This is a genomic window from Mycobacterium sp. 3-98 (assembly GCF_035918355.1).
GTDB lineage: Bacteria > Actinomycetota > Actinomycetes > Mycobacteriales > Mycobacteriaceae > Mycobacterium > Mycobacterium intracellulare.
Window position 1 is genome coordinate 1,024,014 of record NZ_CP142360.1, and the last position, 16,450, is coordinate 1,040,463.

Genomic DNA, 16,450 nt, shown 5'->3' on the forward strand with positions numbered 1-16,450 from the left:
TGCGGTTGTGGGTGGTTGATGCAGAAACCCCTTGCCCCCCAAGAAGATTGTCAACCGTTGGCGCGCCACCACTGGTAGAGCGCGTTGACGTCGGTGTTGGACGCACGCAGGTAGCTCAGCGTGTTTTTCGCGTCCGTCGTCCAGATGATCTCGGCGGCGTTTTGGTATGTGCCGCACGCCGCCTGCCCGGCGTTGGCGGCCGAACCGTCCTTGTGCCAACTGGACGGCGACTGGTTGGCGTCCCCGCACGGCGTCAGGACGTCCTCCTTGATGGTGGCCCGAAACGCGGTGGCCAGGTTCTCGGCGCTGGTGAACAGGACGTACTTGGCCTGTGCCGGTCCTTTCGGATCGGGGCTTTGTCCGCACGTGAGTACGGCCAGTTGCCTGCCGCGGTCGATGTTCTGGGCGGTGCAGTTGTTCAAGCCGTAGCCCTTCGAGAGCGTGGCCGCGAGCGTGTTGATGTCCGACGAGTTGCCGGTGCCGGCGGGGTCGGCGGCCGCCGTGACGCCGCCCGCTAACGCAAAACCGGCCGTGAGCGCCATTGCCATCGCCGTCTTCAGCGCGTTGCTGAAATCAGACATGAATGGCTCCTTAACGGCCGTTGCTAACACGGATAGTAGGGCTATGTCGTGGTAATGCAACACGTTCCGGCGGCAATTGTCTGTGTGGGCATTAGTTCGGGGCGTCGCCCGCAAAGCCCCAGGGCAACGGACCGCAGGGGCAATTCGATGCGTCGAATATCGAATGACGTTGAGGCCGGGCGACAATCGGGTCTTCGGGCCGATGCGCCGACGCCGCCGATGCGCCGCGGCCGTCGTTGCGCGGATCGGATTTTTTCATTGCTAGTGCCGACGCGACGCCGAGCGGGTATGGTTAGCACCGCTTTACGCCAGCTAACTTCTCTGAGTGGAGAATCCATGACACAACCGCCGCCCCCGCCGCCGCCGCCCGGTTACCCGCCGCAGCAGCCGGCCGCCCAAGCGCCGAACAACTATCTGGTGTGGTCGATTCTGGTGACCCTGTTCTGCTGCCTTCCGTTCGGGATCGTGGCGATCGTCAAATCCAGCCAGGTCAACGGGTTGTGGGCGCAGGGCCGCTACGCCGAGGCGCAGGCATCGGCCGAGAGCGCCAAGAAATGGGCGATCTGGTCGGCGGCCATCGGCGTCGTCGTCGGCATCATCTACGTCATCTTGATGTCGGTCGGCGCGCTGAACACGAACACGAACGCGGCGCTCGCCGCGATGTTCTAAGCCCGGATCTCGATGTTGGTGACCCGCCGGGGGGCGGCGCACGCGGGTCTGGGTGCACCACTAGTGGTGGCCGCATCCACGACGTTGATGTGCGCCGCCATCTGGGCGGGTGACCCGACCACCCCGAACGGCCCGCTGCCGGTATGCCCCACCAAGGCGTTGTTGGGGATCGACTGTCCCGGTTGCGGCAGCCTGCGCATGCTGTATTCCCTCATGCACGGCAATGTGTTGGCGGCCGCCAGGTTCAACGCTCTGGGCCTGGCGGCGGTCGTGCTGCTGGTGTGGGCGTACCTGGCCTGGACCTACGGACACGTGGTGGGCCGGCGGGTCCGCAGTTGGCAACACCGCCGCTGGGCCGCCGCGGTGACACTGTCATTGGTGCTGGCGTGGTTCGTGGTGCGCAACATTCCCTTCGCCCCCTTCACTGCGCTGTATGTCTGATCCCGACGTGTCCTGATCCCGCCCGCTCGGACCGCGGTCTAACCTGGGCGCGATGGTGAACAAACTCGCGACGTTGCCGGCGGCGCTCGCCGTGATCGCCCTGACCGCATTCTCGACCGGTTGCTCCCACCGGTCCGGCTCGGAGCAAACGACGGGTGCGGCCGAGTTCGCGTCCGCGCTGAAGGGCAAGGTGACGACCGACGCCATGATGGCCCACCTGTCCAAGCTGCAAGACATCGCCAACGCAAACAACGGCACCAGGGCGGTGGGGACCCCCGGCTACGAAGCCAGTGTCGACTATGTGGTGAATACCTTGCGCGACAGCGGTTTTGATGTGCAGACGCCCGAGTTCTCGGCGCGAGTGTTCCATGCCGAGAAGCCGGAGCTGACCGTCGGCGGCAGGCCGGTGGAGGCGCGCGCGCTGGACTTCAGCCTGGGAACCCCCCCGGGCGGGGTGAGCGGGCCGCTGGTCGCCGCGCCGGCGAACAGCTTGGGCTGTGCGGCCGCCGACTACGGCGATCTCCCGGTGCGGGGCGCGGTGGTGCTCGTCGATCGCGGCACCTGCCCGTTCGCTCAGAAGGAAGACGCCGCGGCGCAGCGCGGGGCCGTGGCGATGATCATCGCCGACAACGTCGACGAAGAACAGATGGGCGGCACGCTCGGGCCGACCACCGAGGTGAAGATCCCGGTGCTCAGCGTGACGAAATCCACCGGGGTGCAGCTGCGCGGCCAGCCGGGGCCCACCACGATCAAGCTCGATGCCAGCGCGCAAAGCTTCAAGGCCCGCAACGTGATCGCACAGACCAAGACCGGTTCGGACGCCAACGTGGTGATGGCGGGGGCGCACCTGGACAGCGTGCCCGAGGGGCCCGGGATCAACGACAACGGATCGGGAGTGGCGGCGGTGCTGGAAACCGCTGTGCGGCTGGGCAGTTCGCCGCCGGTGCACAACAAGCTGCGATTCGGCTTCTGGGGTGCGGAGGAACTCGGGCTCATCGGGTCGCGGAACTACGTCGAGTCGCTGGACCTGGCCGCGCTCAAAAACATTGCGCTCTACCTCAACTTCGACATGCTGGCATCGCCGAACCCCGGCTATTTCACCTACGACGGGGACCAATCGCTGCCCATGGACGCCCGCGGCAAGCCGGTGGTCCCCGAAGGCTCGGCCGGCATTGAGCGCACGCTGGTCGCTTACCTGAAGTCGGCCGGCAAGACCGCGCAGGACACCTCCTTCGACGGCCGGTCCGACTACGACGGATTCACCCTGGCGGGCATCCCCGCCGGCGGCCTGTTCTCCGGCGCCGAGGGGAAGATGTCCGCGGACCAGGCCAAGCTGTGGGGCGGGACGGCGGACCAACCGTTCGACCCCAACTACCACCAAAAAGGCGACACCCTCGACCACATCGACCGCACCGCGCTGGGAATCAACGGCGGCGGGGTGGCCTACGCGCTCGGGTTCTACGCACAGGACCTCAGCGGACACAACGGGGTCCCGGCGATGGAAGACCGCGTCCGGCACGTCCTCGCCAAGTCATGAATCCCCGCTGGGGTGCAACGCTGTTGCTGATCGCGGCGCTCGTGGCCGGGTGTTCGTCGACGCGGCCCGCCCCGCACGCCGCGACACCCGACCTCGGGCACGGCCTCGCCAAAAAGATCACCGTCGAGGGCATGGTCACCCATCTGCGCGCCCTGCAGGACATCGCCAACGCCAACGGCGGCAACCGCGCGGACGGCACGCCGGGCTTCAACGCCAGCGTGGACTACGTCGCCAAAGCGCTGCGCGACAAGGGGTTTGACGTGCAGACGCCGCAGTTCGACCGGTTGTACACCGTGTCGATGGGTAAGCCGTCGCTGACCGTCGCGGGCCGCACCTATCCCGTCGACCAGGCCTCGCTGCTGGTGCAAACGCCGCCCGGCGGCCTGACGGGGCAACCGATCCGGCCGGCACAGCCATCGGGTTGCGCCGCCCACGACTACCCGGCCGCGATGCCCAAGGGCGCGATCGCCGTCGTCGACGACACCCGCTGCTCGGTCGTTGACAAGCAGAACGCCGCGCTGGCCAAGGGGGCGAGCGGGCTCATCGTGCTGAGCGCCCCCACCGGGCGAGGGGCGCCGCCCAAGTTGTTCAGTCCCGGTTATTTCAAGCAGCTGACCGTGCCGGTTGCCGTCGTCAACCCGTACGGCGCCTCCGCGCTGACCGGTGTGACCGCACCGATCCGCCTGGTGCTCGACGCCGTCAACACCAAGATCACCTCCCGAAATGTCGTGGCACAGACCAAGACCGGTTCTCCGCACGACGTCGTCGTGGTGGGTGCGCAGCTCGACGGTTCACGCGCCGGACCCGGCATCAACGACGACGGCTCCGGGGTCGCCGCGGTGCTCGAGACGGCGCGTCAACTGGGACCGCTGGCCCCGGTGAACAACGCCGTGCGGTTCGTGTTCTGGGGTGCCGAAGCCGAGGGGCTGAACGGGGTCATGGATTACGTGTTCGGCATGGACCGTGATCAGCTCAACGACATCGCGCTCTATCTGAACTTCACCATGCTGGGCTCGCCCAACGCGGGTTTCTTCACCGACGACGGCGATCAATCCGGCCCGCCCGGACCCGGAGTCTTCGCCGCGGACGTCCCCGAAGGCTCGGCGGGCATCGAGCGCACGCTGGCCGGCTATCTGAACCTGGCCGGCAAGCGTCCCGCGGACATGCCGCTGAATTCCCGGGCCGACTACCACCCCTTCATGGTCGCGGGCGTGCCGATCGGCGGACTGACGACCGGTTCCTCCCAGACGAAGACCACCGTGCAGGCGCGCTTGTGGGGCGGCCAGGCCGGCGTGCCGTTCGATCCGAACTTCCAGAGCCCGCGCGACACCGTCGACAACATCAACCGGGAAGCCTTGGGGATCATGGGTTCTGGCGTCGGTTTCGCGGTCGGCAGCTACGCCGAGTCCATCGGCGGGGTCAACGGCGTGCCGTCACACGACAAGAGGCATCGCACCCGAATGCCGTAGGGGCGTTTTGTCGGACACTGCAAAATAATGCGCTGCGCCAAGCGCTATATCGCTCGCGGGAGTTTAGCAGGCGTCCGCGATCCCAGCAGCAGAATCATCGAACTCCTTTCCTGAGAACACAAGAGCTTTCACTATCAAGCCGGATCGCCCACCGAGCCCGCGCGTATCGATTAAGCTCTCGCCCTACCAGTAGCAGGCGAGGGACGAACCAGATGGAAATACTTGTCACGGGGGGCGCAGGCTTTCAGGGAAGTCATCTATGCGAGTCGCTACTGGCCGACGGGCATTGGGTCACCGTCCTGAATACGTCGTCGAAGAGCGCGAACCGAAACACCAATGACTTTCGTTCGCACCCGCGAGCGGCCTTTATCTCCGGCTCGGTGACCGACGGCGAAACTGTCCATCGCGCGGTGCGGGAGCACCACGTCGTTTTTCATCTGGCCGCCAATATCAACGTGGACCAGTCTTTGGGTGATCCAGAGAGCTTTCTCGAAACCAACGTCATGGGTACCTACCGCGTGCTCGAGGCGGTAAGGCGCTATAAGAACCGGTTGATCTACGTGTCAACCTGCGAAGTGTACGGCGACGGACACAATCTGCGGGACGGCGAGCTTCTCGACGAGACAGCTGAGCTCAAACCGAACAGCCCCTACGGCGCCTCCAAGGCGGCGGCGGATCGGTTGTGCTACTCCTACTACCGCTCCTATGGGCTTGACGTCACGATCGTTCGGCCATTCAACATCTTCGGGGTGCGCCAGAAAACCGGGCGCTTCGGTGCGCTGATTCCACGACTCGTCCGGCAGGCCATCAACGGCGAAAACCTGACGATCTTCGGCGACGGTTCGGCAACGCGCGACTACCTGTACGTCAGCGATATCGTGCGCGCATACAACCTGGTATTGGAAAACAGCGCGCTTCGTGGGCGGGCGATCAATTTCGCGAGCGGCATAAACACACGGGTGAAAGACATCGTCGAATATGTCGCCGGAAAGTTCGACGCCAAAATCGAACGTCGCGAAGCACGCGCCGGCGAAGTCGCTCGTTTCCCCGCCAACATCGACTTCGCGAAAAGCCTCGGATTCAAGCCCGAAGTCGGTATCTGGGAAGGCATCGACCGCTACATCCAATGGGCCAAGGATCAGCCACAATACTCCTACCAACAAGACGGGGTCAGCGGCGTCTTGTCGCCCCTATGAGTCCGGCGATTACCGATCTTTCAAAAAGTGCATCTTGCCCAGCACATCGCCGTTAGGCTGGTGAAAGCTTCCATCCCACAAATGGCTCGGTGTTACGTGTTCGCGGAGCAAGGACCTTGAAGTGAACAGTCCGGCTGAAGTGTCGATGCGTGGCGGCGAGTTTGATGGTGAGTTTTTGACGTCGCTGCGCCAGGAGGTCGACGCGTGGAGTGCGCATGACGCGCTGGCGCAGCTGGTTGCGATGTTCGGCGGAGTTTTCCCGCGGCACGCCAACCTGGCAGCCCGGTTGGCCGCCCTGGACGAGTTCAGTGAGGTATGGGATTACCGGGGCCGTGCGAGGGCGCGTCGGGGCGGAGAGCAGGTGCGGTGCCAAGACGCCGACGGCGGGGCGCGGTGGATGATCCCGCGCCTGGACCTGCCGGACCGGCAACTCGACACGATCACGACGCTGGCGCAACAGCTTGGCCTTACCGACGAATCACGGCGCACTGACGCAACGTTCGACTACATGCTGGTGATCGGCACCGGACGCTACTCGAACATGCTTCGGGCCCGGTGGGCGCGGAATCTGGCCGCCGAGAATCGCGTCGGTCATATCGTGCTGGCCGCCGCTTCTCGGCAGCTATTGCCGTCCGAACACGACGCGGCCGCGTCCTGCGCGCCGGGCGCGCGTACCGAATTCGAGTTGTTGGCGGCCGCTGCGACCGACGCGTTCGGGGTGGATACCCGCGAAGCGGTACGGCATGGGCGGCAGCGAGTCGGCGACCCGCATCGGGGCCAGATGGTCTGGCGCTTCAGCGAAGACAGCAACGACGTCGGGCTACCCATCACACTGCTCGAGGCGCCGTCGCCGGACCCCAACAACCGCCGCGCCACCTCCGCGGATACCTTCACCTTTACCGCGCGGAGCCTGGATATGCAGCGATCGAGTTGCCTACTGGTGACCGGTCAGCCGTTCGTCCCCTATCAGAACTTTGACGCGCTGCGAACTCTGACCCTGCCGTTCGGAATTGGCATCGAGACGGTGGGCTTCGGCATCGACCGCTACGAAGGACTGCACGACATGGACCTGCAGCATCCCGCCAAACTGCTGCAGGAGGTCCGCTCGACGATCCGGGCCGGCCGCAGCCTGCTGGAACGCGTCGAGGCCGCCCAACTCACCGCTACCCGTCGGCGGTGATTGTGCACGGTGTGGCGGGCGGGTAGTTGCCCGATACCGCGCGCAGCCGCCCCGGTGGCGGCCAGGGCCGCAGGCCCATGTTGCCCAGAAGGCGCAGCGGATTGACGTGTGCGCCCCGAACCCGCGTCTCGAAATGCAGGTAGCCGTCGGCTGATTGACCTTCCGCGCCGATGCTGCCGATTTGGGTTCCCGCATTGATTCGATCACCGACCGCGATGTGCGTGGCGTCACCTGGCCGAAACACGTAGCGGATTTCGGAGTCGCCGTCCGAGATGGTCACCGAGCAAAGGTGATCGACTTCGCCTGTGCGGCAAACAGTTCCGGATATGACTGCGTAGATCGGGCTACCGGGGTCAGCGGCGAAGTCGACCCCGGGATGGAAACCGTCCGCGCGGGGTCCGTATCCGCGCCCGATCGCGCGTGGCTCCGCCTCGATCGGCAGGCGCGCCCCCGGCTCGGTCCGGTCGAAGTCGCCACGCACCCGCCGCCGGTAGTCCGCTTTGAGGAGGTCGACCTCGTCGAGTGCGTAGCCGAACAGCAGGGATCGGTCATAGGCCACACCGAAGTTGTGCCGAAAATCGGGATCCAGCCGCATGTAGTGCCTGACGCGTGCGATCCGTTCCTCCAGCGTCGACCAGCCGTTGTGCGTCAAGCGGATTCCGTCCAGCCGCCCTATCCGGCCGTGGTCGGTGATGTTGGCCGGCCAGTGCGAATTGTGCATCAACTTGGAGCCCGCATACAGGCCCGGGTACCAACGCCAAAACGGCCCGCGCAGCGCCTCGGCGGTGCCCATCACCGGCACCATGTCCGGGTAGTCGGGATCATCCCAGCGGGAAACCATCGGACACATCAGCGCCGCCACGTCCTGCGGTGTCCGGGCAAGCACTTCACGGATGTCGACGTCGATCTGGAAAACCCAGTCGGCGTCGACCATCACCATCCAGTCCGGGCGACAGAAATCGGCCATCCGGTAGAGCAGATCCAGGCCGGTGGACTCGGGGATCAACCATGGCGTGGACGGTAGATCCGCCCGGGCGCGAACAACATTGGTGACCGCGGGATGGTTCGCGAGAATCGCGGCGGTGTCGTCGGTGCTGCGGTCGTCGATCGCGTAGATCTCGTCACTGAAGGCGGCCAGCGAGTCCAAGGTATCGGCCAAGGTTTCCCCGGCATTGTGCGCGCGCGTTACCGCCAGAATCCGCATCCTGCTGTCCTCTACATCGCGTCTATCACGCGAGAACCGAAATGTAGTAGCTGGGCTTGTCGGAAGGCGGGCGGTGATTGCCGGGCATCGCGGGCAGGCCGTGATCGGCCAGCAGCTGCGCGGCCGTGGTCCCCACCGAGCGCCAACCGTGGTTGTCGAGGTAGTCGGAAACGTCGCTGCGGGCCCCGGAATAGTTCAGCGACCAGATGTCGAGATGGAATCCATGGTCGCGCCAGCTGCGAGTCGCACCGCGGATGATCTCTTCGACCCGCTGGGAGTCCAGATCCGACGATCCCACGAACGTCTCCATGGCCATCTGGCTTTCCGACGCGCTGAGATGGGTGACGTTGTCCAGCAGGCGATCCTGGGCTTCCGGGGGCAGATAACCGAACAGTCCTTCGGCGATCCAGGCGGTCGGTTGCGCCGGGTCGAATCCGCTACGCAGCAGCGCGGCCGGCCAGTCGTGGCGCAGGTCGGCCTGCACCATCCGCAGATGTGCCGTCGGCTCGGCGCCCAGCTGTGCCAGGGTTTCGGCCTTGAATGCCAGCACATCCGGTTGATCGATCTCGTACACCGTCATCCCGGGCGGCCACGACAGTCGGTAGCCGCGCGCGTCCAGGCCGGACGCCAGGATCACCGCCTGTCGGATTCCGGTGGCAGTGGCGTCCGCCAGGAACTGATCGAAGTAGCGGGTGCGGGCCACCAACTCGGTTGTCATTCGCTGTAGACCCCACGCCGCCTCGGGATCGTCGACGTCGGACGCGCGGAGCTCTCCGGTGGCCCATCTGATGAGGAATTCGATACCCACCGCGCGGACCAACGGTTCGGCGAACGGGTCCTCGATCAACGGCTCGGCCGAATTGGTGGCTCTGGCACGGCCTGCGGCCACCAGCGTTGCGGTTGCGCCGACATGGCTGGTCAGATCCCAGCTATCGTCGTCTCTCCGCACCGCCAATCCTCCCTTTTCGCTCGCGCCGCCACCCCCGGGAATTCGTCGACCAATCCGAACCTTTTCCTCCGCCGTTCCGCACCACTCTGGCCAAAGAATCGCATACAAACGAGGTGTTGGGTGGCGCTATTCGCCCGAAACTCAATGAGCCGAGGGCGACTGGACCGATTGGCAACGGGCGCCGCCCTGCTCGCGAACCTCCGGAGTATGTGGGAACCCGGATATCGGGAGTCCGCAATCGCGCCAACGCGAACCGACGTCAACAAACGCAGGTCGACAACCACCACATTGGCGCGCACGCAGACCGTGGATGCTGATGAGGTGCACGACGAGCTAGGCGGCCGGGTGGTGTGAACGAATCCCGTTATGCCCCAGCCTGTTTGATCGCCAGCACTGTCCGGGCTAGTTGTTTGTCGGTGGTGGTTGGGGTTGGAAGGGTCATACCACCACCAGTCGGCGCGCTCCCCGGTAGGACCGGGGCAGGGTGGCACCGCGGGCGGGGGTCGGGTGGGTGGGTGTGCCAGTGATCCCGGGCTCAGGATTTGGCCGGCCTCGCCGGTGACCACGAGAGCGTCTGCGGGTCCGGTGATGGTGATCAGGCCACGGTGGTGCAACCGGTGGTGATAGGGGCAGACCAGCACCAGGTTGGCCAACTCGGTGGGGCCGCCGTCTTCCCAGTGCCGGATGTGGTGGGCGTGCAAACCACGGGTGGCCCCACAACCGGGCACCGCGCACATGGTGTCACGGTGCTCGAGCGCGCGGCGCAGCCGCCGATTGATCACCCGCGTCGCCCGGCCGGCACCGATGACCTCGCCGTGGCGTTCGAACCAGACCTCACAGGTGGCATCACAGGTCAGGTAGCGGCGTTCGGCATCGGGCAGCAGCGGACCCAGATGCAGCGCGGCGACGCGCTGCTCGATGTCGAGGTGTGCCACGACGGTGGTGTGCTGGCCATGCGGGCGGCGGGTGGCCTCGGCGTCCCAGCCCGCCTCGACCAGGCGCATAAACGCGTCGGCGGTGGTAGGCAACGGCGGCACCTGAGCACCGGCGTGCTCGCCATTGTCGTGATCGCGCTTCCACTCGGCGATCAGCGCATCACGATGAGACGCCAACGCCGCGTCGAACTTCGCCGCGTCGTGGTGCGGAAGTTTGATCCGGTAACAGCTGCCCGCGTCGTCGGTGGTCGTGGTGATCGAACGCTCGGGCCCAGGATCGGGGCGAGGTTCGGGTTGCGGTCGCGGTTCCAGCTTGACCGCGGTACGCAACTGGTTCACCGTGGCGACCGCGGCCAGCTGCGCGTAATGCTCATCAGATCCCTCGCCTGCGTGTGCGGCGATCACCCCAACCTGATCGGCCGACAGGCGACCCTCTCGCAGGCCGGCGGCGCAGCGGGGAAACTCCGTCAGCCGGCCAGCAATCGCGGCCAGCGTGTGCGCGTTTGCCGACGAACACCCCAGCTTCCAGGCCACCAACGCCGGCACCGAGCGCGCCCCGGTCACACCGCACAATTGGTCGCGGTCGATCTCGGCCACGATCTCCACAATGCGCCCGTCGATCGCATTGCGCTGACCACTCAACTCCGCCAACTCCTCGAACAACACCTCAAGGCGGTCACTCGCAGTGACCACCACGGCCTCAGCGGACGCGATCGACGACATGACCACATCATCACAGCCACCACCGACAAAACCGGGCCGCCAATCCCGATACGTGAGCCAAGTCAGGCCAGAGCGCCGCTGATGAAGAGGGTGTCGTCGTCGTCTGGAGCGGGCGCATCGAGGCCGCTGCGCCGGAACAGTTCTGCCAGCGGCACACCTTCGAGCTGCCAGCCCTTGGCGCCGAGGTAGTCGAGGGCGTGGTTGCGCTGGCCGGTGTAGACCAAGGAAGCCAGGTCGATGTCGACGCCATGGTCGCGGAACGGGTTGGAGATCGTCCGCGCTCGCTCGGCGTCGAAATCCACGATGCTGGTGACGAATTCGGTGGCTACCCTGCTTCCTGACGCGCTGAGTGCCGTGATGTTGTCGAACAGCCGGTCCTGGTCTTCTGGCCTCAGATACATCAGTAACCCCTCGGCCAGCCACGCCGTCGGTGCCGCCGAGTCAAGGCCGGCGGCGCGCACCGCCGTCGGCCAATCCGCGCGCAAGTCGACGGACACGGCGCGCAGCGTCGTCAACGATCGGGCGCCGAGGCCGGCCAAGGTCGTCGCCTTGAACTCCATCACTTGTGGTTGGTCGATCTCGTACACCACCGTCCCGGTCGGCCACGGCAGACGGTAGGCCCGGGTGTCCAACCCGGACGCGAGGATCACCACCTGTCGAATCCCGCGGCCGGTGGCGTTGAGGGCGTAGTCGTCAAAGTACTTCGTGCGGACCGCGTTTCCGTCGACCATCGCCCGGGCCACGGCCGGTGAGACGTCGGCGATCGCCGACATGTCGAGCTCGCCGTCCATCATCTTGGTGAACAGATCCAATCCCACCGCACGGACCAGAGGTTCGGCGAACGGATCGTTGATCAAACCGCGCGGATCCTTGGTGGCCATCGCGCGCCCGGCCGCGACAATCGTCGCGGTGACGCCGACGCTCGACGCCAGATCCCAGCTGTCGTCGTCGGTGCGCGGCATCAGGCCACCTTAGCCGCGGCCTCGTCGTCGGCTGTCCGCGTTGGGTGGATTCATCGGTGCGGTGCTATTGGCGTCGGAACAGGCGCCCATGCAGGGTGCAGAACCAGGCGATGTTGCCGTCCGCTCCGCGGACGAAGTTGGACCGACTGCCGGTGGGTTTGCCGTCGGGTCCGATGTCGATCCCGTAATCGGGCCGGTAAAAGGCGAGCCCCAATTCGGCGGTATCCGGGCCGTCCGGGTTGGCATCAGTCAGGGTTCCGGCGAGCTGGCCGTCCCTCGCCCGGAATTCGATGACCGTATGCTCGAGACTGCCATTTTGCGAGACTTGCCCGGCGACGTACCGGCCCTCGTAGGGCGCCAGGTCGGCGGGGCCGAGGCGTTGCGGTGCGGCGGGCAGGTTGTTGATTCCGGCGAATCTTCGCAACGCCCAGTCGCGGGCGAAAAGATCGTTGATCAGATGAAATCCGCCGTCGGAGTTGGTGAGTACGGTCATGGCGAAGTCGCGATCGGGCACCATGAAGAAACCGGAACGTTGCCCCTTCCAGGTACCGCCGTGCTCGACGATGGTCACATTCTCCGCGGACGGCCGCAGCATCCAGGTCACCCCCATCCCGGTCAGCTCGACCCAAAGCGTTCCGCCCGCGCCCGGGTTCGAGCGCATCGCCTCCAGCGACCGTCGGCTCAGAATCTGCTCGCCGTTCGGCGCCCTGCCGTCGCCGAGGTGGAACCGCGCGTAGCGCAGCTGATCTCGCGCCGTGGACATCAACCCACCGGTGGGATTACAGCTGCGTGGAAAAGCCCAAAACTCGCTTTCGACAATGGATCTTCCGCCGACCACGGCGTGCGGCGCCGCCACATTCAGACCGATGATCTGGTCGGAGAAGTAGTGGGTGTGGGCCAGCTGCAGCGGATCAAGTACCAACTTCTGCACGGCAGACTCGTAGGTTGTTCCCGTGACAAGCTCGATGATGCGCCCCGCCACCACGAGGCCCGAATTGTTGTACGCGAACGCGGTTCCCGGAGCCGTCAGCTGCGGTAAGTGTGTCATCGCGTCGACGTAGCGCGCCACCGCGTCATCGCCACGCCCAAAGTCCTGGCCGTTGCGGCCATCCCAGCCCCCGGTGTGATTGAGCAGCTGACGGACGGTCACCGTGGCGCCCACCGACTCGTCGGCCACCGCGAAGTCGTGGATGTAGCGGCGCACGGGTGAATCCAGGTCTACCTTGCCCTGCTCGACCAGGCGCATCATCGCGGTTCCTGTGAAAGTCTTTGTGGTGGAACCGATTCGGAAGACCGTGTCGCCGTCGACAGGCAACGGATGGTCGACATTGGTAACCCCGTAGCCCTTGACGAATTCTTGGCCGTCGACCCAGATAGCAACCGCGACGCCCGGAATCGCGTAGGCGTCCATGCCGGCGTTGATCTTGGCATCGAGTTCGTCGAACGTCACGCCAAGGTCCGCGCGCTGAGCGGTTTCAACCACTGCAGCGGCGATTTCGCGCGGCGGTCGATCCGAATGGCTTTGTGGTGTCTTCGGTCTTCAGTGGCACCGTCCACATGACCGTCAATATAGCCGGGCTTACGTAACCATCGCGAGGCCTTCGACACGCCGAGCCGTCAGCCGAAGGCGACGGCGAGCCACCGCCTTTCTAGCGCAGCCGCGTCCTGCCGGGGTTTGCTGGGTCTCTCGATTTCGCCCGCCGCGGACAGTCGGCACCTCTAGAATGAGTCCCCTTGGTGCTGCCGTGTCGCCGGTCGGGATGAGGTTGGTCATGAATAGCCATGCGCTCAGGTCGGCACTGGTCTGGGCGGCGGCGGTGCTGGTGGTGGCCGGCTGCACGACATTCGTCGACGGGCGCGCGCTGTCGATGCTCAACGACCCGTTCCTGGTGGGCGGGCTGCCCGCGACCAACGGGCCCAGCGGGATCCGCTCGAACGCACCCAGCCCCACCGGCAAGGTTCTCAACACCGACAACGGACCCATCGACAGGTTGGCGTTGCTCTCGGTCAACGACATCGAGGACTACTGGCAGTCGGCGTACAGCCGATCGCTCAAGGGCACCTTCGCTCCCGTCAGCAAGATGGTGTCCTACGACTCCAACGACCCGAGCAGCCCGATCGTGTGCCACAACGACACCTACAAGCTCGTCAACGCCTTCTACACGTCGCGCTGCAACCTGATCGCCTGGGACCGCGGCGTGTTCATGCCCGTCGCGCAAAAGTACTTCGGCGACATGTCCGTCACCGGCGTGCTCGCCCACGAATTCGGGCACGCGTTGCAGCAGATGGCGAAGCTGGTGACCAGACGGGACCCGACCATCGTCCACGAACAGCAGGCCGACTGCTTCGCCGGTGTCTATCTGTTCTGGGTCGCCGACGGCAAGTCGCCGCGCTTCACGCTGAGCACCGCCGACGGCCTCGACCACGTGCTGGCCGGAATCATCACCACGCGCGACCCGGTGATGGACAGCGAGACCGAGAACGACGACGCACACGGCTCGGCCCTGGACCGGATCAGCGCCTTCCAAATGGGTTTCCTCACCGGCGCCTCGGCGTGCGCGGCGATCGACCGCAGGGAGATCGAGCAGCGCCGCGGCGATCTGCCGAACGCCCTGCGGGTCGACTTCAGCACCGGAACGCCGGAGACCGGCGAGGTCCCGATCAACCAGGACACCCTGTCGACCCTGATGGAACTGCTGGGCAAGATCTTCGCCCCGGCCAATCCGCCGGTGCTGTCCTACCAGCCCGCCAATTGCCCGGACGCCAAACCCACCCCACCGGCGTCCTACTGTCCGGGCACCAACACCATCGCGGTCGACCTGCCCAAGCTCGCCGTCATGGGCAGGGTCGCCGACGAGAGCGAACAGTCCCTGCCGCAAGGCGACGACACGGCCCTGTCCCTCGTGATGTCGAGATACGCACTGGCGGTGCAGCATGAGCGCGGCCTGCCGATGCAGAGCCCGTGGACCGCGCTGCGCACCGCATGCCTGACCGGCGTCGCGCACCGCAAGATGGCCGAACCCATCGAGCTGCCCTCGCACAACCAATTGCAGCTCACCGCCGGCGATCTCGACGAAGCGGTCGCCGGGCTACTCACCAATCACCTGGTGGCCAGCGACGCGGACGGCACCAGCGTGCCCGCCGGCTTCACCCGCATTGCCGCGTTCCGTGGTGGCGTGACCGGCAACGCGGACGCGTGTTACTCCCGTTATCCGGGATAACGAAAGACTCCGCGGATCAGCCTATTTCGGCGAGCCGGGGAATCACCTCGTCACCCAGGCGGCGGACGAACCCGACCGGGTCCGGGTTGCCCGGCAGCGGGCCGACATTGATCATGTCCACACCGAGCCTGGCGTAGCGTTCCGCGGTCTTCAGGTACTCGTCGATGTTCTCGAACGGGTCCGTCGTCGCGAGACCGCCGGACGTCTTACGAATGTCGGCGGGGTTCCTGCCCACGGCGTCGCAGTGCCGGTGCAGCACGTCGATCTTGTGCTCGAGCTCCTCGACGTCATTCGACATGCTGTTCCAGATGTCGGCATACTGCGCGACCAGGCGCAGCGTCTTCTTCTCGCCATCCCCGCCGATCAGGATCGGGGGACGCCGAATCGGTTGCGGCACACAGATCGTCTCGGCCAGCCGATAGTGCGCGCCTTCATACGGGCCGTCGTCGTCACTCCACATCTGCCGGCAGATCTGCAACGTCTCCTCGAGCATTTCGAAGCGCGCGCTCAGCGGCGGATACGGAATGCCCAGCGCGGTGTGCTCACGCTCGTACCAGGCCGCACCCAGCCCCAGCATCGATCGGCCTTGCGACAACACGTCCAGGGTGGTGACCGTTTTGGCCAACACGCCCGGGTGGCGGTAGGTGACCCCGGTGACCAGCAGGGTCAGGTCGATCGTGGCGGTCTGGGCGGCCAAGAACCCCAGCGACGTGTAGCCCTCGAGGAACGGGTCCTGGGCCGGGCCAAGCTCTTCCATTTGGAAGAAGTGATCGGCCAGGGTGAACAACGTGGCGCCGCTCTGCTCGGCGGCCTTGGCCGCGTCGGCCAGCGTCGGGCCCAGTCGCGCCGGGTCTCCGGGTAGAAAGTCGATGAAGTGCAATCCCAATTCCATTGCGATGACGCCCCTTTCTCAGTGTTCGGTCAAGCGCTCGAGTAGCGACAGCGCGTCGACGATGACGCGCCGCTCCGCCTCGGTGTAGCGCTCCTGGATGGTCCGGGCCAGCCATTCCTCCCGGGCCCGACGGTCGCTCTCGGCGCGCTTTCTCCCCGCCGGGGTCAGCGAGACCACCTGTCGCCGACCATCGTTCGGGTCCGGGGAGCGTTCGATGAGCCCCCGCTGCCCCAATCCGGCCAGGATGGTGGCCATCGACTGGGGACGCACCTGTTCCGCGCCGGCCAATGCGCTGGCCGACGACGGCCCCTCCTTCCAAAGCCTCGTGAGCACCGCCATCTGCGACGGTGTCAAACCGTCGACCGCGATGTCCTTCAACCGGCGCCGCAGCCGGCTGAACACCACCCGGATATCGCGTGCCGCCGCTGCCGCGGAGTCGCTGATGCCATCCACGGCACCACTCTAAATTAGACAGCCAAAACTGTCCAGTT

Annotated in this window: 14 protein-coding genes and 1 pseudogene; 7 read left to right on the top strand and 8 right to left on the bottom strand. The window is 65.8% G+C overall.

Features of this window, described 5'->3' with window-relative positions; translation table 11 throughout:
• Window positions 1-50 precede the first annotated feature (50 nt).
• A complete protein-coding gene (locus QGN30_RS04990) occupies window positions 51-581 on the bottom strand; it encodes a hypothetical protein (RefSeq protein ID WP_008261424.1) in 531 nt (176 codons plus the stop codon).
• Between the two features lie 336 nt (window positions 582-917).
• Here QGN30_RS04990 and QGN30_RS04995 point away from each other — a divergent pair, with 336 nt between their 5' ends.
• From QGN30_RS04995 to QGN30_RS05020, 6 genes are all read left to right on the top strand, one after another.
• Window positions 918-1,250, top strand: a complete 333-nt coding sequence (locus QGN30_RS04995) for a CD225/dispanin family protein (RefSeq protein ID WP_008261422.1) — start codon at window positions 918-920, stop codon at window positions 1,248-1,250.
• A gap of 15 nt (window positions 1,251-1,265) precedes the next feature.
• Complete coding sequence (locus QGN30_RS05000; RefSeq protein WP_026071162.1) at window positions 1,266-1,691, top strand: DUF2752 domain-containing protein; 426 nt, start codon at window positions 1,266-1,268, stop codon at window positions 1,689-1,691.
• A 52-nt stretch (window positions 1,692-1,743) separates the two neighbouring features.
• Window positions 1,744-3,228 (top strand): M28 family metallopeptidase, encoded by a 1,485-nt coding sequence (locus tag QGN30_RS05005; RefSeq protein WP_009952594.1) that lies wholly within the window; start codon window positions 1,744-1,746, stop codon window positions 3,226-3,228.
• Entirely contained in the window at window positions 3,225-4,697 is a 1,473-nt protein-coding gene (locus tag QGN30_RS05010) for a M28 family peptidase (protein WP_248923255.1), read from the top strand. The genes QGN30_RS05005 and QGN30_RS05010 overlap by 4 nt, the downstream gene beginning before the upstream one ends.
• A 212-nt stretch (window positions 4,698-4,909) precedes the next feature.
• Window positions 4,910-5,893 carry an NAD-dependent epimerase/dehydratase family protein gene (locus tag QGN30_RS05015; protein ID WP_008261409.1) on the top strand — a complete coding sequence of 328 codons (984 nt, stop codon included), beginning with the start codon at window positions 4,910-4,912 and terminating at the stop codon, window positions 5,891-5,893.
• A 145-nt stretch (window positions 5,894-6,038) separates the two neighbouring features.
• On the top strand, window positions 6,039-7,073 hold the full coding sequence (locus QGN30_RS05020; protein WP_232065641.1) for a hypothetical protein: 1,035 nt from the start codon (window positions 6,039-6,041) through the stop codon (window positions 7,071-7,073).
• On the opposite strand, the gene QGN30_RS05025 is transcribed toward QGN30_RS05020, so the two are convergent.
• The 5 genes and pseudogenes from QGN30_RS05025 to QGN30_RS05045 all read right to left on the bottom strand — a co-directional run bounded on the left by QGN30_RS05025 (window position 7,057) and on the right by QGN30_RS05045 (window position 13,341).
• On the bottom strand, window positions 7,057-8,277 hold the full coding sequence (locus tag QGN30_RS05025) for a peptidoglycan DD-metalloendopeptidase family protein (RefSeq protein WP_014385905.1): 1,221 nt from the start codon (window positions 8,275-8,277) through the stop codon (window positions 7,057-7,059). The genes QGN30_RS05020 and QGN30_RS05025 overlap by 17 nt on opposite strands.
• A 25-nt stretch (window positions 8,278-8,302) precedes the next feature.
• The gene (locus QGN30_RS05030) at window positions 8,303-9,226 is read right to left on the bottom strand and encodes a class I SAM-dependent methyltransferase (protein WP_038538847.1); all 924 of its coding nucleotides are present in this window, start codon (window positions 9,224-9,226) and stop codon (window positions 8,303-8,305) included.
• Window positions 9,227-9,628: 402 nt separating this feature from the next.
• A pseudogene (locus QGN30_RS05035) lies at window positions 9,629-10,884 on the bottom strand (HNH endonuclease signature motif containing protein).
• A gap of 62 nt (window positions 10,885-10,946) precedes the next feature.
• Complete coding sequence (locus QGN30_RS05040) at window positions 10,947-11,846, bottom strand: class I SAM-dependent methyltransferase (RefSeq protein WP_136245095.1); 900 nt, start codon at window positions 11,844-11,846, stop codon at window positions 10,947-10,949.
• Window positions 11,847-11,910: 64 nt separating this feature from the next.
• Window positions 11,911-13,341: a serine hydrolase domain-containing protein gene (locus tag QGN30_RS05045; protein WP_247600128.1), complete on the bottom strand. Its 1,431-nt coding sequence runs from the start codon at window positions 13,339-13,341 to the stop codon at window positions 11,911-11,913.
• Window positions 13,342-13,618: 277 nt separating this feature from the next.
• On the opposite strand from QGN30_RS05045, the gene QGN30_RS05050 reads away from it, so the two are divergent.
• Window positions 13,619-15,067: a peptidase gene (locus QGN30_RS05050; protein WP_041785814.1), complete on the top strand. Its 1,449-nt coding sequence runs from the start codon at window positions 13,619-13,621 to the stop codon at window positions 15,065-15,067.
• A gap of 16 nt (window positions 15,068-15,083) precedes the next feature.
• On the opposite strand, the gene QGN30_RS05055 is transcribed toward QGN30_RS05050, so the two are convergent.
• Entirely contained in the window at window positions 15,084-15,959 is an 876-nt protein-coding gene (locus QGN30_RS05055) for an LLM class F420-dependent oxidoreductase (protein ID WP_014943013.1), read from the bottom strand.
• Between the two features lie 18 nt (window positions 15,960-15,977).
• The gene (locus QGN30_RS05060) at window positions 15,978-16,412 is read right to left on the bottom strand and encodes a MarR family winged helix-turn-helix transcriptional regulator (RefSeq protein WP_136245093.1); all 435 of its coding nucleotides are present in this window, start codon (window positions 16,410-16,412) and stop codon (window positions 15,978-15,980) included.
• Window positions 16,413-16,450 lie beyond the last annotated feature (38 nt).

What these genes read in the sequence shown, in the direction of transcription:
- QGN30_RS04990 (WP_008261424.1), bottom strand. Translation starts at nt 581, where the DNA reads ATGTCTGATTTCAGCAACGCGCTGAAGACGGCGATGGCAATGGCGCTC.
- QGN30_RS05020 (WP_232065641.1), top strand. Translation starts at nt 6,039, where the DNA reads ATGCGTGGCGGCGAGTTTGATGGTGAGTTTTTGACGTCGCTGCGCCAG.
- QGN30_RS05005 (WP_009952594.1), top strand. Translation starts at nt 1,744, where the DNA reads ATGGTGAACAAACTCGCGACGTTGCCGGCGGCGCTCGCCGTGATCGCC.
- QGN30_RS05040 (WP_136245095.1), bottom strand. Translation starts at nt 11,846, where the DNA reads ATGCCGCGCACCGACGACGACAGCTGGGATCTGGCGTCGAGCGTCGGC.
- QGN30_RS05025 (WP_014385905.1), bottom strand. Translation starts at nt 8,277, where the DNA reads ATGCGGATTCTGGCGGTAACGCGCGCGCACAATGCCGGGGAAACCTTG.
- QGN30_RS05010 (WP_248923255.1), top strand. Translation starts at nt 3,225, where the DNA reads ATGAATCCCCGCTGGGGTGCAACGCTGTTGCTGATCGCGGCGCTCGTG.
- QGN30_RS04995 (WP_008261422.1), top strand. Translation starts at nt 918, where the DNA reads ATGACACAACCGCCGCCCCCGCCGCCGCCGCCCGGTTACCCGCCGCAG.
- QGN30_RS05055 (WP_014943013.1), bottom strand. Translation starts at nt 15,959, where the DNA reads ATGGAATTGGGATTGCACTTCATCGACTTTCTACCCGGAGACCCGGCG.
- QGN30_RS05050 (WP_041785814.1), top strand. Translation starts at nt 13,619, where the DNA reads ATGAATAGCCATGCGCTCAGGTCGGCACTGGTCTGGGCGGCGGCGGTG.
- QGN30_RS05015 (WP_008261409.1), top strand. Translation starts at nt 4,910, where the DNA reads ATGGAAATACTTGTCACGGGGGGCGCAGGCTTTCAGGGAAGTCATCTA.